We start from the raw sequence: 23,845 nt of genomic DNA, 5'->3' as shown, positions 1-23,845 counted from the left end.
GAAGCGGAATACCGTCTTCGTGGCGACGGCAGAGACTTGCGGCGGCATCCCATAGCGAATTACCTAAAAAAGCAGGCCGAGCGGTGAAAAAGGTGCCTGCGGGTCATAGTGCTCGATTGACAGATGAAAAGCTGAAAAATGAGCGGTCAACGTCCGGATTAGGTTAAAATGTCCATAAAAGACAAGAAGATTGCGTCAGCCGATAGTTCTTCTGCTTCCTCCTTTTTTCACTCATGTCTGTATTCACTACCGTCACTCAGCATCAACTTTCCGCCTGGCTGAGAAACTATTCGCTGGGCACGCTGATTAATCTGCAGGGGATCTCCTCCGGCATCGAAAATACGAATTATTTTGTCACGACCAGTCATGGAAAATATGTTCTCACTCTATTTGAAAAGCTCACCGCGGCCGATCTGCCTTACTACCTGAACCTGATGGCATATTTGTCGCGGCACAGCATTCCATGTCCCTGCCCGATAGCTGATCTTGACAATAAATTCCTCGGCGAACTTAATGGTAAACCGGCAAGCATTGTTACCTGTTTGCCTGGAAAATCGCAGGAATGCCCTGGCCTGGCGCATTGCGCAGAGGTCGGCGCACTCCTGGCGAACATGCATTTGTCCGGCCTATCGTATCCTGAGAAAATGGAGAATCCGCGAGGTCCAAAATGGTGGAAAGCGGTAGCGCCCGATATCATGCCATTCCTGACAGCCGAGGAAATCGCGGTTCTCGAAGAGGAACTGCATTTCCAATCGTTGTATCGTTTTGAAAATCTGCCGCGCGGCGTAATTCATGCGGATCTTTTTCGTGACAACGTATTATTCGTCGACAGCGCGATAGGCGGAGTGATTGACTTCTATTTCGCCTGTAACGATGCGTTGTTATACGATCTCGCTATTACCGCCAATGACTGGTGCCTGAGTGAGAGCGGGGATCTGGATGAGGAACGCACGTTGTCTCTACTTGAGGGTTATCACCATGCCAGGCCGCTTACCGCTATCGAACGCGGCGCCTGGCCGGTGATGCTGCGCGCCGCGGCTTTACGCTTCTGGTTATCACGGCTGCATGATTATCACTTGCCGCGCACGGGGGAATTGACCCATGCAAAAAACCCCGCACATTTCATGCACATACTGAAAAGCCATGCGGCATCCCAGCCAAGACTGGCACAAGTCTGGATTTGAACGGTTAACTACGTCGGAATCTGGCGCTATCCTATCGGAGATACGGAAATGGAAGTCAGGCAAGTCGATGCAAAACAGGGATGGCAATGGATTGTGACCGGCTTCCTTATATTCCGCCAGGTTCCGCTGACGTGGATTGTACTATGCACGACTTTGCTTCTGATCGCTGCCACGTTGTCCCTGATACCAGTAGCAGGACAATTTATTTTTACGCTCCTCTCGCCAGTATTTTTAGCCGGGCTGATGATAGGATGCAAGGCCCTGGAACAAGGCGACAAACTGGAGATTACACATTTACTCGCAGGCTTCCGGCACACCTCCGGCCCGCTGATCACTATTGGGGGGATTTATCTGGTCGGACAGGTACTGATTCTCGGGGTATTCATGCTGGTCGGAGGAAATGTACTGATGGATCTTTTGATAGACGGAAAACGGGTCGACGAGAATGAGTTGAAAAACGTCTCGGGAGATATGTTATCCGCATCCCTGGTGGCACTGATGCTATCCATTCCGCTAATGATGGCCGCCTGGTTCGCACCTTTACTGGTGATATTCAAGGATATGCCCGCACTGGATGCAATGCGGATAAGCTTCTTTGCCTGCCTCAAAAACATCGTGGCGTTTCAGATTTATGCTGTCATACTGATCGTGCTGACGATAGTCGCAGCAATGCCCTATGGTCTGGGCTTGTTTGTTCTGGTGCCGACCATGTTTGCCTCTATTTATGCAAGTTACAGAGATATTTTTACGGATGATGTAGTCGAATCAACCGGAGCTGACAGTAGCGATGTCCGACCGGGCTGATTCAGGTTTACATTCACGCAGAAATCAGTTTCGCATACTCCAGCAATAACCACTTCGTGCCGGCACGGCCAAATTTGACCTCCACGCGGGCGTCAGTGCCTTGACCTTCACAGTTGACTATCACTCCCGCGCCGAATTTGGCGTGTATCACGTTCTGTCCCACCCGCCAACGCGATGTCGTCGCGTCCTGAATGTTCAATGTACGAGTCTGCATGCCGTAACCAGTTTCCTGGGCTCGGCTTGCCCCTTGCTTCCGGACTGCCAATCCCTGATTGCCGATCTGATTCTTCTGAAGCGGCTGTAGCCACTTCAGCAAACCATCCGGGATCTCCTGCAAGAAACGCGAGGGAATGTTGTAACGGATCTGCCCGTGCAACATGCGGCTCTGGGCAAAACTCAAATACAACCGTCGCCGTGCGCGGGTGAGGGCCACATACATCAAGCGTCGTTCCTCCTCCACGCCCCCTGCTTCATTACGGCTGTTATCATGAGGAAACAAACCTTCTTCAAGCCCATTCAGGAATACGCTGTGAAATTCCAACCCCTTGGCCGAGTGCACTGTCATCAATTGCAGCGCATCCTGGCCGCCCGCTGCCTGATGCTCGCCTGCTTCCAGCGATGCATGGGCCAGAAATACCACAAGACTGTCATCCTCGGCCTCGTGCACGAAGCTGGTGGCGGCATTGACCAATTCGTTCAGATTCTCCAGCCGTTCGGCTCCTTCGCGTTCAGCGCGGTAATGTGCCGCCAGCCCGCTGTGCTCCAGCATGTGTTCGACGACTTCCGGCAATGGCAGCGTTTCACAACCCTGGCGCATTGATTCAATCAGCGCAACAAAGCCCTCAAGGCCTTTCTTGGGCCTATCCGCCTGGCTTTTCCGCTCGATCCGGGCCGAGAGTTTATTTTCCGAATCGGGAATGGCAGTTGTCCTGCCTCTGCATTTCTTTAGCGCTGCCGCCCACAAGCTCCCCCCTTGCTGGCTGGCATCGTCCTGCAATAGCTCCAGGCTCCGCATGCCGATACCGCGTACAGGAAAATTGATGATCCGAAGCAGCGCATTATCATCGTCGGGGTTGGCTATCAGCCTCAGGTAGGCCAAAGCGTGCTTGATCTCCTGCCGTTCGAAGAAACGCATGCCGCCATATACCCGATAAGCCAGGGAGGCATTGAATAAAGCGTGCTCCAGTACCCGTGACTGGGCGTTGGAGCGGTACAGCAATGCTATCTGGGACAACGCGACGCCTTCCGCATGCAGCGATTTAACTTCGTCCACGATAAAAGCCGCCTCATCGAAATCGGTCGGCGCGTTATACACGCGTATCGGTTCTCCATGTCCTTCCGAAGTCCAGAGATTTTTGCCGAGGCGCCCGCTGTTGTTGCGTATCAGGGTGTTAGCAGCGGCCAGTATGTTGCCATGCGAGCGATAGTTCTGCTCCAGTTTGATGATTTTGGAGATGCGGAAGTCTTTCTCAAAATCTTTCATGTTGCCGGTATTCGCACCCCGGAATGCATAAATACTCTGATCATCATCGCCAACCACAAACACAGCAGCGCGGTCACCGGCAAGCAGCTTTAGCCAACTGTACTGCAACCGGTTGGTGTCCTGAAATTCATCCACCAGGATATGGTCAAATCGGCCGCGATAATGCTCGCGCAGATGTTCGTTTCGCGTCAGCAACTCATAGCTACGCAATAGCAGTTCAGCAAAATCCGCTACGCCTTCCTTATTGCATTGCTGCTCGTAGAAAAGGTAGAACTCAACCATCTTGCGTGTGAAATCGTCATAAATTTCCACCCGCGATGCCCTGAGGCCTTCTTCTTTGGCGTTATTGATGAACCATTGCACTTGGCGTGGAGGAAATTTTTCGTCATCCGCGCCAAGACTTTTCAGGAGACGCTTGATAACCGCCAACTGATCAGCGGAATCCAGAATCTGAAAAGCCTGGGGCAACCCTGCGTCCTGGTGGTGGGCACGCAGCATCCGGTTACACAGTCCGTGGAAAGTGCCTACCCACATCCCACGCGTATTGATGGGCAGCATGGAAGAAATGCGAGCGAGCATTTCCTTCGCTGCCTTGTTAGTGAAAGTGACGGCCAGTATGCCGTGAGGGCTGACCTGACCGGACTGGATGAGATGCGCAATACGGGTAGTGAGCACACGTGTCTTGCCGCTGCCCGCGCCTGCCAGCACTAGCGCTGACTCATGCGGCAGGGTAACGGCTTCTAGTTGTTCGGGATTTAATGCTGAAAGTAGGGAAGACATTGAGAAAAGACTTTTCCGGAACGCGTTTGCTGACCGGAATATTTCGAGCTACACGGCCGTAAAGGATAATAAGGACAACAAGGACAATATAAAGGCGATATACCCGATTATTGTTTAGGGCTCCCTATCGTTTAAAATACAATGGAATCGCTTGGACGCCAGCAGTGCAAAATACGTCAATCTCATCTGATATGACGACGTTACGCCTCATGCACTTTTAACGGGCGCAGAAGTCTGTCAAAAAACACGTACCACAACGAAGTGAATGATAGAGACCCTTTATGACGTTGCACTTTTCAAAAGAACTGCCTGATTACTTGCTTCGGCTTTCCCTGACCAGATCCAGAATCAGCGGCGTTAATATCAATTCAATGGCCAGTCCCATTTTTCCACCGGGAACGACAATTGTATTCGGGCGAGACATGAATGAGTTGTGGATCATGGAAAGCAGGTAAGGAAAATCCACGTTCTTGGGATCGCGGAAACGAATCACGACAAAACTTTCATCCAGGGTCGGAATATCGCGCGCAATGAAGGGATTGGACGTGTCAACTGTGGGTACCCGTTGAAAATTAATATGGGTACGTGAAAATTGCGGAGTAATGTAATGCACATAATCGTGCATACGGCGAAGTATGGTATGGGTCACCGCTTCCGCCGAATACCCACGAGCATTCATGTCGCGATGGATTTTCTGGATCCATTCCAGGTTGACAATGGGCACAACTCCTACCAGCAGATCCACATAGTTCGCTACGTCGGCGGTATCGCTCTTCACTCCGCCATGCAAACCTTCATAAAACAGCATGTCGGAACCGGGCTCTATCGATGTCCATGGAGTGAATGTGCCAGCCTTTTGCTGATAAGGTGCGGCTTCTTCATCATTGTGCAGATACAGGCGGGTCTTGCCGCTTCCGCTCTCGCCATACTCCTTGAACAAGGTTTCCAGCTTCTCGAATTCATTGGCTTCCGGGCCGAAATGACTAATGGGATGACCGCCGTCCTTTTCCGATTCGGCTACGGCTTTCCGCATGGCATCACGATCATAGCGGTGGAAACTGTCGCCCTCTACCACCGCAACGGTCAGTTTCTCACGACGAAAAACATGGTCGAAACTATTCTTGACCGTCGACGTCCCGGCGCCGGACGATCCGGTAACGGCGATAACAGGGTGTTTTTGTGACATGCAACGCTCCTCGGGCAATAAGATAATAGAAATGGGTAAAGGTCTTCGCGCCAATAAACTTGCTCGGCTCCGGCAAGTCGCAGACGCACTTTCGGTCGACATAATACCCGTTTTCTTGAGAATTTTGGCAGGAATAGGCAAAGATTAATTCCGTGGCGGCTCGGTTTGAAGTGTATGTGCTGACAGGAATATACTCAGCCTGATTAGCGGCGCCTGTAGAGTAATTTCCGTCCCTTTGCAGTAGCATAAGACTTTTTCAGCGAATATCGTCTGGAGTCCAGGGTGCGGGCGCGGAATCGCCGGGTCCCCTGTATGGCCGCGATGTCGTCGAGCAGCTATTCCCGGAATTCCATGAGGGGCTTCAAGTTTGACATCCGTCCGGGTCTGGCATAAAATCCGCGGTTATCTCAATAAGCATAAGCAGGCAGGCTTTGTGAAAACATTTTCAGCAAAACCACATGAAGTAGTCCATGACTGGTTCGTGATCGACGCGGCCGGCAAAGTGTTGGGACGTCTCGCTGCAGAGATCGCCCATCGTTTACGGGGCAAGCACAAGCCCATTTTCACTCCTCATGTGGACACCGGTGATTTTATCGTTGTCATCAATGTCGATAAGCTGCGCATCACCGGCAGCAAGGCGGAAGACAAGACTTACTATCGTCATACTGGTTATCCGGGGGGCATTTACGAGACCAGTTTCGCCAAAATGCACGCGCGCTTTCCGGGCCGGCCATTGGAAAAGGCGGTCAAGGGTATGTTGCCGAAAGGGCCTCTTGGCTATGCAATGTTAAAGAAACTCAAGATCTACGCGGGTGCCGCACACCCGCACGCGGCGCAGCAGCCGCGCCAACTCGAAGTCAGGGCTTAAATATATGAGCGCAACGTATAATTATGGTACAGGTCGCCGCAAAAGTGCGGTGGCTCGGGTGTTCATCAAACCCGGCAAGGGTTTGATTACCGTTAATGACAAACCGGTTGACGAATTTTTTTCCCGCGAAACTGGCCGCATGGTGGTTCGCCAGCCGCTTGAGCTGACTGGGAATCTTACAAGCTTTGATATCATGGTCAACATTCATGGGGGCGGGGAATCCGGGCAGGCCGGAGCAGTGCGCCACGGTATTACCCGTGCGTTGATTGATTTTGACGCCACGCTTAAACCGGTGTTGAGCAGTGCCGGACTGGTGACACGTGATGCACGTGAAGTGGAACGAAAAAAGGTGGGGCTGCGCAAGGCGCGCCGCCGTAAGCAATTTTCCAAACGATAAGCTTTTTTGCGCGTACGTCATATTTGGAAAGCCGCCTGTTTCTGGCGGCTTTTTTTCTTGCCATCGATCAGCCCGCTGCATTTTCCATGTAAGCAATCGGGCTAATCGAACCAAAAATATAAAGGCATCTCTAAAAATTCCAGGCAAGCGCATTTGTTAACAATCTGCTCACTGAGGATTTTATGCTTAAAGTTGCTATCGTAGGCGGAACCGGTTATACCGGCGTGGAGTTACTGCGCATCTTGTCGCAGCATCCCCAAGTAAACTTACACGCCATCACGTCCCGTAAAGAAGCCGGAATGGCCGTAGCCGAGTTATTTCCAAGCCTGCGTGGACGTGTGCCACTTCAATTTTCCGATCCAGCCGAAGCCGGCCTGGATAAATGCGACGTCGTATTCTTCGCCACACCCAACGGGATCGCCATGCAGCAAGCCAGGTCATTGCTGGATGCGGGAGTGCGGGTAATAGATCTGGCCGCCGATTTTCGTATCAAGGATGTCGCGGTATGGGAAAAATGGTATGGCATGTCGCACGCATGTCCCGATCTGGTGGCGGAGGCTGTTTATGGCCTGCCTGAAATCAATCGTGACGGAATCAAGGCTGCACGGCTCATAGCAAATCCCGGCTGTTATCCCACAGCAGTGCAATTAGGCTTCTTTCCCTTGATCGAAGCTGGTATTGTCGATCTGGATCATCTTGTCGCGGATGCAAAGTCCGGGGTTTCCGGCGCGGGAAGAAATGCGGAGGTGCATACGCTGTTTGCCGAAGCGGCTGACAATTTCAAAGCCTATGGTGTGTCTGGGCACCGCCATTTGCCCGAAATCAGGCAAGGCCTGTCCCACGTGGCGGCAAAACCAGTCGGACTGACATTTGTCCCGCACCTCACTCCAATGATTCGGGGCATTCATGCCACGCTTTATGCCAGGCTGACCGGTGACGCCGATCTACAAACGTTATACGAAAAACGCTACGCCGGGGAACCGTTCGTTGACGTGCTTCCCGCGGGCGCGCACCCTGAAACCCGCTCGGTACGTGGCTCAAATCTCTGCCGTATTGCGGTCCACCGTCCGCAAGGTGGCGACACGGCGGTGATATTGTCGGTAACAGACAACCTCGTCAAGGGCGCAGCGGGCCAAGCCGTGCAGAACATGAACCTGATGTTTGGCTTGCCGGAAACCCTTGCTATCGACTTTGTTCCATTGCTGCCTTAGTGTAGAAGCCTGCCGACCCGGAGAATCGAAGCGGCGGCTGGAGGAGAATGGTTATTTCCGGGATCTTGGGAATGATGAAATGTCGCCAGTTATCCTTTAGTCGAAACAAACGGCGAATATGGCTGGGGCGGATGCCTTCGCCTTCGCGGCCCGGTTCCTTTAAGTCGGAAGGCTGCCGGGACGGGGGTAGAAACTATTGTGCGTAATGGATTAAAGTTAAACCAGGCGGAAGACGTAGAATAGCAAGGTGCCGTCATGTTGTATTATCTTTCGTTGCAGAGTTGTCACGCCTCGCTTCTATCCGGCGCCCACCGTTTTCCCATTTCGCTCCAGGGAAAAACACTTTGTCAATTAAATTAAAGCTTTCTCCGCAATTTCTCTAATGCCACTACGCCCAGATGTATCGCTTCGTAGCGCGATAATTTGATGGTCAGGATCAAATCGCTAAAAAGAAAAACTGGCATATTCGCGCCGCGAGTGGCGTTGCGCCCGCAAAACCCGCCTTATTTGCGATGGCTGGTTATCGCCGTCCTTGCCACACTTGCGTTAGGCCTGTCTTGGGGCATGTACGATGCCGGACGCAAGTTCGCGGGTTTTGACAAGAATGAAACAAGCTATGAACTGGATCGGCTATCCCAGCTGAACAAACGTCTGCAGCAAGATAACGATGAACTACGCATGAAAGCAGCTGGCCTCGAGCGCCAGTTACAGATGGACGTCGCCGCAAGCGAAGATGTTGCCAAGCAAGTCAAGATGCTGGGAGATGAAAATACCCGCCTGAAAGAAGACGTGGCGTTTTTTCAGAACCTCCTGTCAGTCAACGGAAAGTCCGAACAAAAAGTTTCCATTGGCCGTTTAAAGCTGGAGCGCGGGCAACTACCCGGAGAGTATCATTACAGCCTGTTGCTGGTGCAAGGTGGACAGCGCACCAAGGATTTTCAGGGCAGTCTGGAATTCGTGGTCAATTTCCGGCAGAATGGGGAGAACATGGTCACGCCTCTTGCCAGTGAAAGTCCTTCAAAGACGTTTAACGTTAGTTTCAGATTTTACCAGCGCGTAGAGAAAAGCTTCCGTTTGCCGCCAGACGCCGTTGTGGAAAGCATGCAGGTGAAGGTATTTGAAAACGGTGTAGCACAGGCAAAGTTGGTGCAGACCGTGAGCCTGTCTTTGTGAAGGAGAGAGAATGTTCGGAAAGAAAGCAAATAAGCCTCTTAACCATATTGATTCGCTAATTGGCGCGGGCACGCGCATTGACGGCAATATTACTTTCAGTGGAGGTTTGCGCATAGATGGTCAAGTCCGGGGAAACATCACCGCGACTGGAGACAAGCCGAGCACCTTGGTGTTGAGCGACCAGGCGGTCATTGAGGGCAAAATCAAGGTTTCCCATGCGGTCATTAATGGTACCGTGGTCGGCCCGATACACTCGAACGAATATCTGGAACTCCAGGCGAAAGCCAGGGTCTCGGGTGAAGTATGCTACAAAATCATGGAAATTCAGCTTGGCGCATCGATTGAAGGTATGTTGCTTCGACAGGATGATGCGGAGATCGACAACAAAATCGTGGCATTGATACCCTCCGCCCACGGAGATTGACGTTTAAGTCATAGCAGAGGATAATTTTTCCCATGGTTAATTTTATTCGGAAATCAACATGAACGCAGCAACCGAGGCGGACCTGGTCGCGGGAATGCAGGCCCCATTGATCTTTACCGATGGCGCGGCAAGCAAGGTCAGACAATTGATCGAAGAAGAAGGGAACAATGACCTCAAGCTGAGAGTATTTGTGGCAGGTGGTGGGTGTTCGGGTTTTAAATACGGTTTTACCTTTGATGAGCTAATCAGCGAAGATGATACCGTGATGGAAAAAAATGGCGTGAAACTCCTGGTTGACCCGATGAGTTTTCAGTATCTGGCCGGGGCGGAAATTGACTATCAGGAGAACGCCGAGGGCGCGCAATTTGTCATCAAAAATCCAGGCGCCTCCAGTACCTGCGGTTGTGGATCCTCATTTTCGGTTTAAGTCTAACGTCCATTTTTCCGCAGAGGATGCAAAGGTAAAAACCCGGCTTTAAACCGGATAAATCGCACCGAGTAATCTGGCGCCCCTGGCGCCGGTTACTGCAGGGAGATTGCCTGGAGCCCCCTGAATGGCCTGTTTTGCCAACCAGGCAAAAGCAAACGCCTCCAGCCAGTCCGCATCGACGCCAAGCCGATCTGTCAATTCCACCTTTTTACCTGGTAAGGCTGTCCTTAACCGGGTAACCAGGGTTTCGTTACGCGCCCCGCCGCCGCACAGATAAATTTCCATCGCACCTGGGAAATAAGCAAATATTGACTCAGCAATTCCTGAGACGGTCAACTGCAGCAGCGTTGCCTGCACATCCGCCGGGTTCTCTTGCCCGGATAAGCAGTCCTCCAGCCAGGCCAGACTGAATACTTCCCTGCTGACGCTTTTCGGTGGGGGAAGAGAAAAAAAATGAAGTGCCCGCAGTTTCTCAAGCAACGCCGGAATGACGTTGCCGGATCCGGCCCATAGACCACTTTCATCATATGCCTTTCCGGTATGACGCAAACACCATGCGTCTATCATTATATTGCCGGGGCCGCAATCGAATCCCGTTACATCTCCACCATACGGAAGACTGGTGAGATTGGCGATGCCGCCGATATTGACAATGACACGATGCGTTTGTGAATCGTTGAACAAGACTTGATGAAATGCCGGAACCAGAGGAGCGCCCTGGCCGCCTGCGGCGATATCGCGGCTCCTGAAGTCTGCCACTACGGTAATGCCGGTCAATTCAACAAGCAATGCGGGATTGAATAGCTGGATGGTATAGCCTCTATCCGGTTGGGGGCAATGGCGCACGGTCTGGCCGTGACACCCGATAGCGGCAACATTCCGGGATTCTACTTCATTTTTTTCAAGCAAATTTACTACCGCCCCGGCATAATGACGGGCAAGCTCGTTGCCAAGCATGGCTGCGCGGTGCAACTCATCATGACCCGAATGGTGGATACCCAGCAATCGGCTGCGCAACTCCTCGCCGTAGGGCAAATAAAGGGTGTGTAACAGAGATGGGGACGGCGAATTAAAATCAGCTAACACCACATCGATCCCATCCAGGCTGGTGCCCGACATGACGCCGACATAGTAAGCGTTTTTCAATTCCGGGTAATTTCCCGATTCGGAGTGATTAGAAGGCTAATCCAGGAATGCGAGGCTGGTGCCACGCAGCATATCCAGCCGCGCCATCAATGGCTTTGTGCTTTCGTAGAATGCGGCCATGCTTCTACTTGCCACAGGGTTAGCGACGGGCATTGCCACGCGTAACGGGTCGCGTTGAATACCGTTAAAGCGAAATTCGTAATGCAAATGCGGGCCTGTGGCCATTCCGGTCGCGCCGACATAACCGATTATATCGCTCTGGCTGACCCGCTGGCCTTTACCCAGGCCTTTGGCAAACTTCGAGAGGTGACCATAGACGGTAGAGTATTGCCCCCGATGTTGTAGAATAACGACATTGCCGTAACCACCCTGCCAACCCGCAAATTCCACGATCCCATCGGCGGCGGCCTTTACCCGCGTACCTGTCGGCGCGGCATAGTCAATGCCTCGATGGGCACGCCAGGTTTTCAGAACGGGGTGGAAACGGGCGTGAGAAAAGCCGGAACTGATGCGGGAAAATTCCAGTGGCGATCGCAGAAATGCCTTGCGCAGACTCTTGCCGTCCGGTGCGTAATAGCCGCTTTCCCCGTTTTCCGCCTCAAAGTATACCGCCCGGTGAGGCGTCCCCTGGTTGATGAATTCCACCGCTAGCACGCGCCCGGCTCGAGCCGGTTCCCCATTGCCATAGAGCGAATCATACACCACGGTAAAGCGGTCACCCTTGCGTAAATCCCGATGAAAATCAATGTCGGACGCCAAAATATCGACAATCTGGGTGGCGACGCTGTCAGGCACACCCGCGCTATCGACGGCAGCGAAGAGCGAGCTGTTTATCACACCGGATTTCATCTGAATGTGCGTTTCCAGCTTGGCCGCCTGTCCGCTTACTTTGAAAACGCCATCGCTTTTTTCTATCACCAGCTGTTCACTGCCGCCGAGGAAGTAGCGCAACAGACGCAACTCGCCTGCTGTGGTGGTCTGCACATGGACGATCTTGCCGGCCACCAGTTGATGCATGACTTTGATATCCCTTGTGTCGCGCAGAAAATTGGCTGCATCGTGACTATTCACTTCAAGCCGGGAAAGCAGGGTCCCAATAGTGTCGCCCCGCTGAATGCTTTCCTGCCGCCAGAACGTCATATTTTCATCCGAGGCCGGGAGTATCTCAGGGAGATCAAGCCCGAGAATAACTTCCTCGATAGGAATATCCTCCGGGGAAGTATCAGGCGCGATACCAAAAGCAGTCACCATCCCGAATAAGGGGAAACTCGATAACAGAATTAGCCAGCGTAGTCTTTTTTTGGTCAGCGTCAGCGGTTTTTGCGCTAAAATGCCGATGTTGTCGCCCAGCATGCTTCCCCTCACCAAGTTTTGAGAACATAAAGTTTAACATAACTTGCTCTCTACGTAATGCAGACCTGTATTAATGTCGTCACAATAAAAATGATTAGTTTATTGGTTTACTGATGACGTTTGTCGGACCGGCACGGTCGATTCACTCTTCTGCGAGGAAAGTAGCATTGAATTTATCTGAGTAGTAAAGCGCATCCTCATCTCCGCCTTTCTGAGCATTTCCTATTGTTTCACAGAGAATATTTATGTCCACGGAAGACCTGACACTCGATCTTTTGGCCTATCATGCTTTTCCTCGTCTTGCGGCGGCATTGCAGTCGCGGTTCGATATCATTATCCTGGAGTGGGAAGCTGCTGTGCTGCGAACCCTCCCTGCCGCCGACGAACTGACTCTCCAGCAACTCCGAGACTCTCTGCCACAGATTCTGCGAGAGATCGTGAGCGCATTTGCTTCGGATACACCTTTCACTACTCGTGAGCTGATGGAAGGCAGCAAAATGCATGGCGAAGCACGCTTCCATGAGCATTACAATGTACGAGAGCTGATCGTCGAATACAGGCTACTCCGGAGAGTGATCATTGAACAAGTCTCGGAAGCCCTGGATGAGCGATTGGATGTTCAGAGTAACATTGCCTTGAACATGGCAGTTGATACAGCCCTGCAGAGCGGAATGGTCATGTTCACCGATCACCTGCAACAGCAGATCAAATTTTCCACCGAGGTTCAGTCCAAGTACCTTTCTTTCCTCTCGCACGACCTTCGAAATCATCTCAATCACGCAACGCTTCATCTACAGCTTCTCGCCGCAAAACTTGCGCACGTCCCTGAATGTTCGGATGCAGTAAAGGATATTCATTCGATCAAACGCGCCATCTTTCAAACGACTGCCGGAATGGATAGGCTGCTTCAGGCGGAGCAGCTTCGGAAGGAGTCTGTGGAGCTCAGGAACGGCCTGGTAGATCTGAATCTGCTGCTTTCGGAAGTGGTTAAACAGATATCGCATGAAGCCAAATCCAAGGGATTGGAATTGAACGTGGACGTGCCCGAGAAAGCTCAGGCCGCGAGCGACGAAGGATTACTGACCCTGGTATTGCAAAACTTGTTAGGTAACGCAGTGAAATACACTTCAAGGGGGAGCGTGAAGGTAACCGCCCGGCACCTTTCGGATAGAGAGGACATTGGCTGGGTATTGAGCGTTAGCGACCAGGGGCCGGGAATCGCACCTGAAAAATTGAGCCATTTATTCCTTGCCTTCAAGCGTGGCGACACGTATGGCAAACCTGGAGTAGGACTGGGACTGTCAATCGCATCGGAAGCGGCTAAGCTTCTGGGTGGAAAGCTGGAAATAGATTCGGAAGTCAATGTGGGCTCAACGTTCCGGTTGGTGTTGCCGCGGTAGGAACCGAAGCATGACCATCTGAAGATTTGAATACAATCCGCTCGGCATTAGCCGCTTCTTTTCTACTCGGCGCATTTACCGTTCTCGGTTTTGCGCCGTTTTACCTTTTTCCGATTCCTGTTCTCACGCTCGCGCTCTTGTGCCATTTCTGGCGCAAGAGCGCGACGCCCCTGCACGCAGCTTTGCTAGGCTTCTCCTTCGGCATGGGTATGTTCAGCGCCGGGGTGACCTGGATTTACGTCAGCCTGCATGATTTCGGTGCAATGCCGATGCCGATGGCTGTGCTTGCGCTGTTCTTTCTGTGCGCCTATCTTGCATTATTCCCCGCATTGACAGGCTGGATACTGGCGAAGCTGCACATCAACATACCGGTGCTCTGGGCGTCGACCGCGGGGGCGTTATGGGGACTTTCGGATTGGCTGCGCAGCGTATTGTTCACCGGCTTTCCATGGCTGACGCTGGGATATTCGCAAGCACCTGCCAGCCCCTTGGCAGGTTTTGCTCCCATAGTGGGAGTCTATGGTGTCTCACTGATACTTGTTCTAAGCGCGGCGCTCATATGTTTGTTTTTTGAAAAGCCATTTCGAAAACGGCGCTATCCGTTGTTCCTTTTCGCAATCTGGATTATCGGTTTCGGCTTGCAGCATATCCGTTGGACCAAACCGCAAGGTGATCCGGTAACAGTAAGCCTGTTGCAGGGGAACATCTCACAGGATATGAAATGGCGGGAAGACCAGCTCTTCAATTCGATGGATACGTATGCCCGCCTCACGCTGGAAAGCAGCAGCCGTTTGATTATCACGCCGGAAATTTCCGTGCCGCTCTATCGTGACGAGGTGCCGTCAAGCTATCTGGCTCAACTTGCGACCCATGCCAAGCGGAATAATGGGGATATCCTTGTCGGCATGGTTGAAGCGCCCGCCGGAGCCAGCGAATATTACAATACCATGTTCAGTTTCGGTGCGTCACCGGATCAGAGTTACCGAAAACATCACTTGGTTCCGTTTGGCGAATTTATTCCATTGAAGCCGGTATTCGGCTGGGTGATCAATGTACTGAAAATCCCGCTATCGGATTTTTCGCGAGGCGGCCTTGACCAGCAACCCATGCACCTGGCGGGGCAGAGAGTAGCGGTGAATATTTGCTATGAAGACGTATTTGGAGAAGAAATAATCAAGCAATTGCCGCAAGCCACATTACTTGCCAACGTCAGTAACGACGCCTGGTTCGGGCGATCCATCGGTCCCCGGCAGCACTTGCAGATTTCACAGATGCGCGCGCTGGAGACAGGGCGTTACATGCTGCGTGCCACCAATACCGGCGTTACCGCCATTATCAATGAACGCGGCACGGTATTGCAGGAAGCTGAAGTGTTTACCACGACCGCGCTGCACGGCATGGCGCAGGGATACACCGGTACAACGCCTTATGTCCGTTTCGGCAACAGTTTGACATTAGGACTTGCCGGTGTGCTGCTGGTCGCCAGCTTGTTGCCAATTTTTCGCGGCAGGCGCAAAAAACTGTAAAATCCCAGCCTTATCGTTGTTACCCGTCACGGCAATTTCTCAGGCGTTCTTCATGTTCACATTCCAGGAAATTATCCTCACCTTGCAACACTATTGGGATAAGCAGGGTTGTGTGCTGCTCCAACCCTATGACATGGAAGTAGGTGCCGGCACTTCGCACACCGCTACCTTTCTTCGCGCCCTTGGCCCCGAGCCCTGGAAGGCCGCATACGTGCAGCCGACACGTCGCCCCAAGGATGGACGCTATGGCGAAAACCCCAACCGCCTGCAGCATTACTATCAATTTCAGGCCGTGCTGAAACCCGCGCCTGCCAATATCCTCGAACTGTACCTGGGTTCGCTGAAAGAACTCGGCTTTGATCTGCAGCAAAACGATATTCGCTTCGTTGAGGATGACTGGGAAAATCCAACGCTTGGCGCTTGGGGCCTGGGCTGGGAAATATGGCTGAACGGGATGGAAGTTACGCAATTTACGTATTTTCAGCAAGTCGGCGGCATGAACTGCAAACCCATTACCGGCGAAATCACCTACGGTCTGGAGCGGCTTGCCATGTATCTGCAAGGCGTGGAAAGCGTGTTCGACCTCACCTGGACGAAAGGACTTTTGTACAGTGATATATACCACCAAAACGAAGTCGAGCAATCAGCCTACAACTTTGAGCACAGCGATATCGATTTTTTGCTGAGCGCATTTGGTAGTCACGAAGCACAAGCCGACTATCTGGTGAAACGGGAATTGGCATTACCCGCTTACGAGCAGGTACTGAAAACCGCGCATACGTTCAACCTCCTGGACGCGCGCGGGGCGATTTCGGTCACTGAGCGCGCGGCCTATATTGGACGAATTCGCGATCTCGCCCGTAGCGTAGCAAGAGCCTATTACGAGAGTCGCGAACGCCTGGGTTTCCCTATGGCACCTCGCGACCGGATCGAACAATCCATGGAGAAGATCAGTTGAGCCACGCAGCCAAAAGCCTGCTCGTTGAGTTGCTTGTCGAGGAGTTGCCGCCAAAGTCGCTGAAACAGTTGGGGGAGTCATTTGGAGCTCTCATGTTTGAAGGATTGCAAAAACTCCACAACCTCGACGGCAATGCGCAACTGACAACGTTTGCGTCTCCCAGAAGACTTGCAGCGCATATCACCGACGTCCCGGAACGTGCCGTACAGAAGCCTCGCAAGGTAAAGCTCCTGCCGGTATCGGTAGGGATTGGTGCGGATGGGGAGTACACGCAAGCATTTCGTAAAAAACTACAGCAAACGTGTGATTATCCCGATGAGATATCCCCTTCGGTTCTTGGGGAGCGCATCTCCCGGGAATTTGATGGAAAGGCAGAATTTCTATTCCACACTGATGTATCCGCCGGATTCCCTCTGGCGGTAAACCTGCAACAGGTGCTGCATGCCTTGATCACGAAGCTGCCGGTCGCCAAGATGATGACCTATCAACTGGCCGATGGCTGGAATAGCGCAAGTTTCGTGCGTCCCGTGCATGGATTGGTCGCGCTGCATGGTGCAGAGATTTTACCGATGGTGGAAGTGCTGGGATTGACCGCCGGAAACAAAACCCGGGGTCATCGCTTCGAGGCCAGCGTCAATCCGATAGTATTGCGGGATGCTGACAGTTACGCACAGCAACTGGCAACGGAAGGCGCAGTCATAGCCAGCTTTGGCGCGCGCCGTGCAGAGATTATGAAACAACTCGCCGTTGCCACCGCCGGAGAGGGCCTCAAGTTCGCCGAAGATGAAGCATTGCTGGAGGAGGTGACGGCGCTGGTCGAGCGGCCTAACGTGCTGGTGGGGGAGTTTGATGCGGCATTCCTTGAGATACCGCAAGAATGCCTGATTCTTACCATGAAGGCGAACCAGAAACATTTTCCGCTGCTCGACGTTAACGGCAAGCTCACCAACAAATTTCTCATCGTTTCCAACATCCGTCCCTCGGATGCAAGCCAAATAGTAGGCGGCAACGAACGCGTGCTGCGTTCCCGCCTGGCCGATGCGAAATTCTTCTTTGATCAGGATCGCAAGAAGACGCTGTATTCGCGTGTTGCCGGTCTGGATAAGGTCGTTTATCACAATAGGCTCGGTACTCAGGCCGAGCGCGTAGAACGCATCTGGGCGATCACGCAAGCGATTGGTTTGCAATTGGGCAGCAACGAACTTGCAGCACACGCGGGTGAAGCGGCAATGCTATCCAAAGCAGACTTGCTCACCGGTATGGTGGGCGAATTCCCCGAGTTGCAAGGTATCATGGGACGCTGCTACGCTCAGCATGACGGGCTGGCGGACGATATTGCATATGCTATCGAAGACCACTACAAGCCCCGCTATGCGGGCGACGAGTTGCCGCGCAATATAGCTGGCGTCTGCGTCGCACTGGCGGATAAAATGGAAACCCTGGTCGGCATGTTCGGCATTGGTCAGATTCCGACTGGCGACAAGGATCCATATGCGTTGCGTCGCCATGCTTTAGGTGTAACTCGCATGCTGATTGAAAAGAGGCTCGAAATTTCTCTGGAAGACATGATTGGAATTTCCAGAGGAGCATTCAATAATAAAATTAATTTTGGCAATACAGAATCTCATCAGTTGCTTGATTTCATCTATGAAAGAACGTCCAGTCACCTGCGCGAACAGGGGTACTCCGTACAGCAGATTGAGGCAGTCATTGCAAAACGGCCGCAATTTTTGAACGAGATTCCCCAACGTCTTGCTGCCATACGCGCGTTTTCCGCTTTGCCTGAAGCTGGAAGCCTGGCTTCCGCCAACAAGCGGGTCGGTAATATTTTGAAGAAGGTTGGAAGTAAGATTGGCGGCCCTGTAAATGTTGCGCTGTTGCAAGAGCCTGCCGAGCAGGCATTGCATGCTGTGCTCACCATGGTCATGCCAAAAGCTGAGGCCGCTTTCAAGCTTGGAGAATTCAGCTCGGCTCTTCAAGAACTTGCGGCATTGAAAATGCCTGTCGATGCATTTTTTGATAATGTGATGGTAAATACTGAAGACGCCGCTTTGCGCGCCAATCGCCTTGCGCTATTGGCACAGTTGCAGCAGGCGATGAATCGGGTGGCCGATATTTCCAAGTTGGCTATTTAGCGTAGTGAGTCAGAGATATCGCTACTTCACGGTTTATTCGTTTGAATCGGTTATTTACCGACACTTTTGACTCACACTAGGATTAGCTGCCTAAGATGAAACTGATCATTCTCGACCGCGATGGCGTCATCAATTATGACAGCGCCACCTTCATCAAGACACCGGATGAATGGAAGCCTATTCCCGGTAGCCTGGAGGCGATCGCCCGCCTTACCCAGATGGGTTATCGGGTAGTGGTGGCCACCAATCAATCCGGCATCGGGCGGGGACTACTGGACATGGCGACGCTCAATGCCATTAATGACAAGATGTGGAAGGCGGTGAATCAGGCAGGCGGACGCGTCGATGCAATGTTTTTCTGTCCTCATACCACTACGGACAAGTGCGATTGCCGCAAGCCCGCGACCGGCATGTTCAAGGAAATCGCGCAACGTTTTGGTCTTGAGTTAAATGGAGTACCGGCCGTCGGCGATTCTTTGCGGGATTTACAGGCTGCATCCGAGGCGGGTGCACTCCCCGTTCTGGTATTGACCGGCAAAGGCAAAAAAACGAGCACGAAGGGCGGGCTGCCGGAAAATACCAAAGTATTCCCTCATCTCGCTGCGGCCGTTGATGCTCTGGCGGAATGAGCATGGTCCTCGCCGTGCTGCGCTCGACGCTATACAGTCTGTTGCAGATTATTATTACGCCACTTTATGCTGTGATTGTATTCGCCGCGTTTCCGCTGTCGCCGTTCAAGCGCTATCGCATCACTTCCGGCTGGGCGCATCTGATGTTGTTTTTGCTCCGCGTTATTTGCGGTATCCATTATCGCGTGATGGGAGCGGAGCATATTCCCCGGACACCAAGCATTGTCCTGTCCAAGCATCAATCCGCATGGGAGACGCTCGCGTTTCAGCAGATTTTTCCGCCCCAGGTGTGGGTGCTCAAGAAAGAGCTGTTGCGTGTGCCGTTTTTCGGCTGGGGACTGGCGATGACCAATCCCATCGCAATCGACCGCAGTTCAGGGAAGGCCGCACTGAAACAGATCGTCGAGCAGGGAAAAGACCGGCTTAAGCAGGGATTCTGGATAGTCATTTTCCCGGAAGGCACACGGATCGCGCCTGGAAAAAAAGGCAAGTACCGTATAGGCGGAGCATGGCTTGCAACACATACCGCAACGCCGGTAATACCGGTGGCACACAATGCGGGCGAGTTCTGGGGCAAGAACGCCTTCATTAAACTGCCCGGTACGATTACGGTAAGCATCGGTGCTCCGATAGACCCCTCAGGAATGGAACCGGACGACCTCAATGCCAGAGTCGAAGGATGGATCGAAGCAGAGATGATCAATATCGGAAATCGGGATCAAAGGGAATATGACGGCAGCAGAGAATTTATCTAAATTCCTGAAAGGTAATCCAGCAACGCTTAAGGGGGAAGTCCGTCATATCAGCCTGAACGGCAAGGAGGTGGCGTACACCCTCAAGCGCTGCAGACGGAAAACCATCGGGATGAGAGTAGACAGCCGCGGCTTGACCGTTCGTGTGCCGTCAAGGGAATCGCTACGCTGGGTGGAATCGGTATTGCAAAACAAAGCCGATTGGGTGGTGACAAGGCTGAATGAATGGGAAAACAGGCAATGCAGCAGGCTGGTATGGGAGGAGGACGCGATTTTCCCACTGCTGGGAGAACCTTGGCGGCTGGCAACAACAGCTGACGGAATTGTGCAAATGGTTCGGTCAACAGCACGGACAGCAGCAAATCCGGGAATTGGAGCCAGGCAGTTGAAGTTGCCGCTGCCATCCGCGATAACCGCACAGCAAATCGAAGCAATTGTGATGGAATGGTATCGCAGTCAGGCACTGACGTGTTTCAGCGCGCGCATCGAACTGTATGCGGATAAACTCGGTGTAGCGCTGCCGCGGTTGCGGCTATCCCGCGCCGCAACTCTTTGGGGCAGTTGTAATATACACGGAGTTGTCCATCTCAACTGGCGGCTAATCCAATTGCCGCTCCACCTGGTGGATTATGTTGTGGCTCACGAATTGTCGCACCTCATCGAGATGAACCATTCACCTGCATTCTGGCAAACAGTGGAACGTGTCTATCCGGGTTATATGGCGGCTAGGAAGGAGCTGAAGAGACTTGGATGATAACAAGGCCCAATAGCTGTAAAAAAGCCCCTGTACATTTATTGTCGTAGTTTCAACTTAATCTGGCTATCTGGACTCTATTGATTAGAAGGGCCATGAATGGTCCTCCTAAAGCACGTTGCCGACTAAATTCGGGGGACTTATTCAGAGGCTCTTAACCTTTATGTTAGTATTCCTATTCATCATTCCAGTATCGTCCCATGCGTAAATTCTGCACTGCTTTTCTGCTAGCCCTGCTGCTTGGCGCCTGCGGCTTGAAGGCGCCTCTCTATCTTCCGCAAGAGCAGCAACCCCCTCAGCAATCACCCCAATCGCAACCATTGCAGGGTGAAGAGAAAAAGAAGTGAGCGGTTTCCCGTCGTTTGATTATCGCAATGCCAGTCTTTATGGCGAATCGATTCGGCTGGATCGCATTGCCGGAGAATTCGGCACACCTTGTTATGTATATTCACGTGCGGCGCTAGTCGCTGCGTACAGGGAATTCGACGCCGCTTTTGCCGGGCGCGACCATCTGGTGTGCTATGCGGTCAAGGCCAATTCCAACCTGGCTATCCTCAATTTGTTTGCCCGTCTCGGCAGCGGCTTCGATATTGTTTCCGGCGGTGAACTGAGACGGGTAATGAAAGCGGGAGGCGATCCGCAAAAGGTCGTATTTTCCGGGGTAGGCAAGCGGCCTGACGAAATGCGAGCAGCGCTTGACGCGGGAATACTCTGCTTCAACGTGGAATCGGAAGCGGAGTTGGCGGTAGTGGACCGGGTAGCGGGCGAGATGAATAAAATCGCGCCGGTGAGCCTGCGGGTCAATCCGGATGTCGATGCAAAAACGCACCCCTATATTTCAACCGGCCTCAAGGAAAATAAATTTGGCATACCCTTCGACCAGGCGGAGAAGCTGTATGTCTCTTCTCGACAGTTTGCCAATGTACGCGTTACCGGGCTGGACTGCCATATTGGTTCACAATTGACCGAGCTCGGCCCATTCGTCGAAGCCGGCGAAAAAATACTTGGGCTGCTGGATCGTCTCGAAACACAAGGATTGCAAATCGACCACCTGGATTTGGGTGGTGGACTGGGAATACGTTATTCCGGGGAAAGCCCTCCACGGGCGCGAGATTATGTCGCGGCCTTATGCAAAGGGATCGGCCGTGGCAGCCAACGCATCTTGATAGAGCCGGGTCGCGCCTTGGTGGGAAATGCCGGCATATTGCTGACGCGGGTCGAATATCTGAAACACACGCCGCATCGGGATTTTGCCATCGTGGACGCTGCCATGAATGACTTGATGCGCCCGGCATTATATGACGCCTACCATGAAATCCTCCCGGTTACCGCTAATAAAGGGAACGTTAAAACTTATCAGATTGTCGGCCCTGTTTGCGAAACAGGCGACTTTCTGGGACACGACCGGAAACTGGCGCTGTCCCAGGGCGATTTGCTAGCTATCATGTCTGCCGGCGCCTACGGCATGAGCATGAGCTCAAATTACAATACTCGCCCTCGTGCCGCCGAGGTAATGGTGGATGGCGACCAGGTTCATCTTATCCGAGAACGTGAGTCTGTGGATCAATTGGTCGCCGGCGAGAAATTTTTGCCCTGACTACACTAATGCAGTGAGTCAGAAGATAGCTACGTAAAAATGGCTGGATTGCCGCCATACTGCGTTGTTCATCGTTGCATATGAATAATTATGGCCTCCTCGCGCCTTGCCTGACAACAATCCAGTCATTTTTAACATTCCTTCCCGGTCTACTCATTTGAACCGGTTATGTAACGATATCTCTAACTCACTACACTAGGAATATCGTAGCAAGCCCCAGGAAAATAAAAAACCCTCCGCTGTCGGTGACGGCGGTAATCATTACGCTGGAGCCTGCCGCGGGGTCACGGCCAAGCTTATGCAGAGTCAACGGAATCAACACTCCTAATAACGCAGCCAGGAGCAGATTCAATATCATCGCCAACGTCATCACCAGGCCAAGAGGAATACTGCGATAAATGAAGAAAGCGAATAGCCCGACCACACTACCCCACACCAAGCCATTTACGGCGCTCACGCCAATTTCCTTGGCGAACAGTTTGCGCACATTGCCTGGGTTGAGTTGTCCTAAAGCGAGCGCGCGCACAATCATCGTGATCGTCTGATTGCCGGAATTGCCGCCGATCCCCGCGATAATAGGCATCAGTGCCGCCAACGCCACCAGTTTCTCGATTGAATCTTCAAATATCCCAATCACGCGTGACGCAATAAATGCGGTTATCAGATTAACGGCCAGCCATGTCCATCGATTCTTCAAGCTTTTCCATATCGGCGCGAACATGTCTTCTTCTTCCCGCAGACCGCCCAGATTTAACGCTTCGTTTTCTGACTCCTCACGGATAAAATCCATCACCGCGTTGACGGTGACGCGTCCCACCAGCTTGTCTTCCGCATTCACCACAGAAGCGGAAACGAGGTCGTAGCGCTCGAACGCCTGCGCCGCCTGGTGTGCGTTATCACTGGGGTGAAGCTTTACCATTTCTGTACGCATTACCGATCTCACCTTGGCATCAGGATCGCTGACCAGCAGGCGATTCACCGGCAGCACGCCCTTGAGATGCTCGTTCCGGTCGACCACGAACAATTGGTCGGTATGATCAGGCAGTTCCTCCAGACGGCGCAGGTAACGCAGCACGACTTCCAGCTTCACGTCCTCACGGATGGTAACGACATCGAAATCCATCAGGGCCCCGACTGAATCTTCCGGGTAAGACATCGCAGCGCGTAGCTGCTCACGTTCCTCCATCGGCAGGGACTGGAAGACATCTTCGATAACGTAACGCGGCAAATCGGGCGCGAGGTCGGCGATTTCGTCGGCGTCCAGTTGCTCGGCCGCGGCCAGCATCTCATCGCTGTTCATGGTGGCGATGAGGGTTTCGCGCACCGCATCCGAGACTTCCAGCAGGATTTCGCCGTCGCGCTCCGCCTTGACCAGCTCCCAGATCATAAGACGATCTTCAAGCGGCATGGCCTCCAGAATATGCGCAATGTCGGCGGGATGCAGCTTATCGAGAAGGTTTTGCAGCTCCGCCAGATTCTGTTTATGCACCAAGGGATCGACCGGCTCCTGGCGCGGCACTTGCTGGGTATGCACAAGGCCTTCCACCAGTTTGTATTGGTGCAATAAATGGATCAGTCGCTGCAAGTTCTCTTGCAGGCTTTCGGTTTCCCTGGCGTTATTGGCTTTAGTCATGGCTGATCGCCCTGGTGGCGCG

General features: G+C 52.6%; 22 protein-coding genes. 17 read left to right on the top strand and 5 right to left on the bottom strand.

All coding sequences use genetic code 11. From position 1 onward, the window contains the following. The first annotated feature begins 233 nt into the window (after window positions 1-233). Together BLP45_RS07095 and BLP45_RS07090 are read left to right on the top strand one after the other, a co-directional pair. Window positions 234-1,184, top strand: a complete 951-nt coding sequence (locus tag BLP45_RS07095; RefSeq protein ID WP_090371170.1) for a homoserine kinase — start codon at window positions 234-236, stop codon at window positions 1,182-1,184. 48 nt (window positions 1,185-1,232) lie between these two features. Further along, the gene (locus BLP45_RS07090; RefSeq protein WP_090371168.1) at window positions 1,233-1,988 is read left to right on the top strand and encodes a BPSS1780 family membrane protein; all 756 of its coding nucleotides are present in this window, start codon (window positions 1,233-1,235) and stop codon (window positions 1,986-1,988) included. A gap of 13 nt (window positions 1,989-2,001) precedes the next feature. Here the strand turns inward: BLP45_RS07090 and BLP45_RS07085 are convergent, their stop codons facing one another. Next, window positions 2,002-4,251, bottom strand: coding sequence for a UvrD-helicase domain-containing protein (locus BLP45_RS07085; protein ID WP_090371166.1), 2,250 nt, complete (start codon window positions 4,249-4,251; stop codon window positions 2,002-2,004). Window positions 4,252-4,564: 313 nt separating this feature from the next. Continuing rightward, a complete protein-coding gene (locus tag BLP45_RS07080; protein WP_090371164.1) occupies window positions 4,565-5,437 on the bottom strand; it encodes a phosphoribulokinase in 873 nt (290 codons plus the stop codon). A gap of 433 nt (window positions 5,438-5,870) precedes the next feature. Between BLP45_RS07080 and rplM the strand changes: the two genes are divergently transcribed. From rplM to erpA, 6 genes are all read left to right on the top strand, one after another. Continuing rightward, window positions 5,871-6,305, top strand: coding sequence for a 50S ribosomal protein L13 (gene rplM, locus BLP45_RS07075; RefSeq protein ID WP_090371291.1), 435 nt, complete (start codon window positions 5,871-5,873; stop codon window positions 6,303-6,305). Window positions 6,306-6,309: 4 nt separating this feature from the next. Next, window positions 6,310-6,702, top strand: a complete 393-nt coding sequence (gene rpsI / locus BLP45_RS07070; protein ID WP_090371162.1) for a 30S ribosomal protein S9 — start codon at window positions 6,310-6,312, stop codon at window positions 6,700-6,702. Window positions 6,703-6,884: 182 nt separating this feature from the next. Continuing rightward, on the top strand, window positions 6,885-7,913 hold the full coding sequence (gene argC, locus BLP45_RS07065; protein WP_090371160.1) for an N-acetyl-gamma-glutamyl-phosphate reductase: 1,029 nt from the start codon (window positions 6,885-6,887) through the stop codon (window positions 7,911-7,913). 426 nt (window positions 7,914-8,339) lie between these two features. Beyond that, entirely contained in the window at window positions 8,340-9,086 is a 747-nt protein-coding gene (locus BLP45_RS07060) for a DUF6776 family protein (RefSeq protein WP_256327737.1), read from the top strand. A 10-nt stretch (window positions 9,087-9,096) separates the two neighbouring features. After that, a complete protein-coding gene (locus BLP45_RS07055) occupies window positions 9,097-9,510 on the top strand; it encodes a bactofilin family protein (RefSeq protein ID WP_090371158.1) in 414 nt (137 codons plus the stop codon). A gap of 58 nt (window positions 9,511-9,568) precedes the next feature. After that, window positions 9,569-9,937 (top strand): iron-sulfur cluster insertion protein ErpA, encoded by a 369-nt coding sequence (gene erpA / locus BLP45_RS07050; RefSeq protein WP_090371156.1) that lies wholly within the window; start codon window positions 9,569-9,571, stop codon window positions 9,935-9,937. Window positions 9,938-9,985: 48 nt separating this feature from the next. Here the strand turns inward: erpA and BLP45_RS07045 are convergent, their stop codons facing one another. Both BLP45_RS07045 and BLP45_RS07040 read right to left on the bottom strand, forming a co-directional pair. Then, a complete protein-coding gene (locus BLP45_RS07045) occupies window positions 9,986-11,086 on the bottom strand; it encodes an anhydro-N-acetylmuramic acid kinase (protein ID WP_090371154.1) in 1,101 nt (366 codons plus the stop codon). A gap of 36 nt (window positions 11,087-11,122) precedes the next feature. Then, window positions 11,123-12,439, bottom strand: coding sequence for a M23 family metallopeptidase (locus tag BLP45_RS07040; protein ID WP_090371152.1), 1,317 nt, complete (start codon window positions 12,437-12,439; stop codon window positions 11,123-11,125). Window positions 12,440-12,684: 245 nt separating this feature from the next. Here BLP45_RS07040 and BLP45_RS07035 point away from each other — a divergent pair, with 245 nt between their 5' ends. The 9 genes from BLP45_RS07035 to lysA all read left to right on the top strand — a co-directional run bounded on the left by BLP45_RS07035 (window position 12,685) and on the right by lysA (window position 22,190). Continuing rightward, entirely contained in the window at window positions 12,685-13,839 is a 1,155-nt protein-coding gene (locus BLP45_RS07035) for a sensor histidine kinase (protein ID WP_143002417.1), read from the top strand. A 35-nt stretch (window positions 13,840-13,874) separates the two neighbouring features. After that, entirely contained in the window at window positions 13,875-15,365 is a 1,491-nt protein-coding gene (gene lnt, locus BLP45_RS07030; RefSeq protein ID WP_256327740.1) for an apolipoprotein N-acyltransferase, read from the top strand. 52 nt (window positions 15,366-15,417) lie between these two features. After that, window positions 15,418-16,323 carry a glycine--tRNA ligase subunit alpha gene (gene glyQ / locus BLP45_RS07025; protein WP_090371149.1) on the top strand — a complete coding sequence of 302 codons (906 nt, stop codon included), beginning with the start codon at window positions 15,418-15,420 and terminating at the stop codon, window positions 16,321-16,323. Further along, the gene (glyS, locus tag BLP45_RS07020) at window positions 16,320-18,458 is read left to right on the top strand and encodes a glycine--tRNA ligase subunit beta (RefSeq protein WP_090371147.1); all 2,139 of its coding nucleotides are present in this window, start codon (window positions 16,320-16,322) and stop codon (window positions 18,456-18,458) included. The genes glyQ and glyS overlap by 4 nt, the downstream gene beginning before the upstream one ends. Window positions 18,459-18,553: 95 nt before the next feature. After that, window positions 18,554-19,087: a D-glycero-beta-D-manno-heptose 1,7-bisphosphate 7-phosphatase gene (gene gmhB, locus BLP45_RS07015; RefSeq protein ID WP_090371145.1), complete on the top strand. Its 534-nt coding sequence runs from the start codon at window positions 18,554-18,556 to the stop codon at window positions 19,085-19,087. A gap of 2 nt (window positions 19,088-19,089) precedes the next feature. Then, window positions 19,090-19,842, top strand: a complete 753-nt coding sequence (locus BLP45_RS07010) for a lysophospholipid acyltransferase family protein (RefSeq protein WP_371128736.1) — start codon at window positions 19,090-19,092, stop codon at window positions 19,840-19,842. Beyond that, window positions 19,817-20,593, top strand: a complete 777-nt coding sequence (locus BLP45_RS07005; protein WP_090371142.1) for a M48 family metallopeptidase — start codon at window positions 19,817-19,819, stop codon at window positions 20,591-20,593. The genes BLP45_RS07010 and BLP45_RS07005 overlap by 26 nt, the downstream gene beginning before the upstream one ends. A 200-nt stretch (window positions 20,594-20,793) precedes the next feature. Further along, a complete protein-coding gene (locus BLP45_RS14925) occupies window positions 20,794-20,940 on the top strand; it encodes an LPS translocon maturation chaperone LptM (RefSeq protein WP_256327736.1) in 147 nt (48 codons plus the stop codon). Continuing rightward, complete coding sequence (gene lysA / locus BLP45_RS07000; RefSeq protein ID WP_090371141.1) at window positions 20,937-22,190, top strand: diaminopimelate decarboxylase; 1,254 nt, start codon at window positions 20,937-20,939, stop codon at window positions 22,188-22,190. Before BLP45_RS14925 ends, lysA begins: the two co-directional genes overlap by 4 nt. Window positions 22,191-22,380: 190 nt before the next feature. On the opposite strand, the gene mgtE is transcribed toward lysA, so the two are convergent. Beyond that, window positions 22,381-23,823 carry a magnesium transporter gene (gene mgtE, locus BLP45_RS06995; protein WP_090371139.1) on the bottom strand — a complete coding sequence of 481 codons (1,443 nt, stop codon included), beginning with the start codon at window positions 23,821-23,823 and terminating at the stop codon, window positions 22,381-22,383. Window positions 23,824-23,845 lie beyond the last annotated feature (22 nt).

The organism is Nitrosospira sp. Nl5 (genome assembly GCF_900102495.1).
In the GTDB taxonomy this organism is placed as follows: Bacteria; Pseudomonadota; Gammaproteobacteria; order Burkholderiales; family Nitrosomonadaceae; genus Nitrosospira.
The sequence above is the reverse complement of the archived record's forward strand: the minus strand, read 5'-3'. Positions and strand labels throughout refer to the sequence as shown.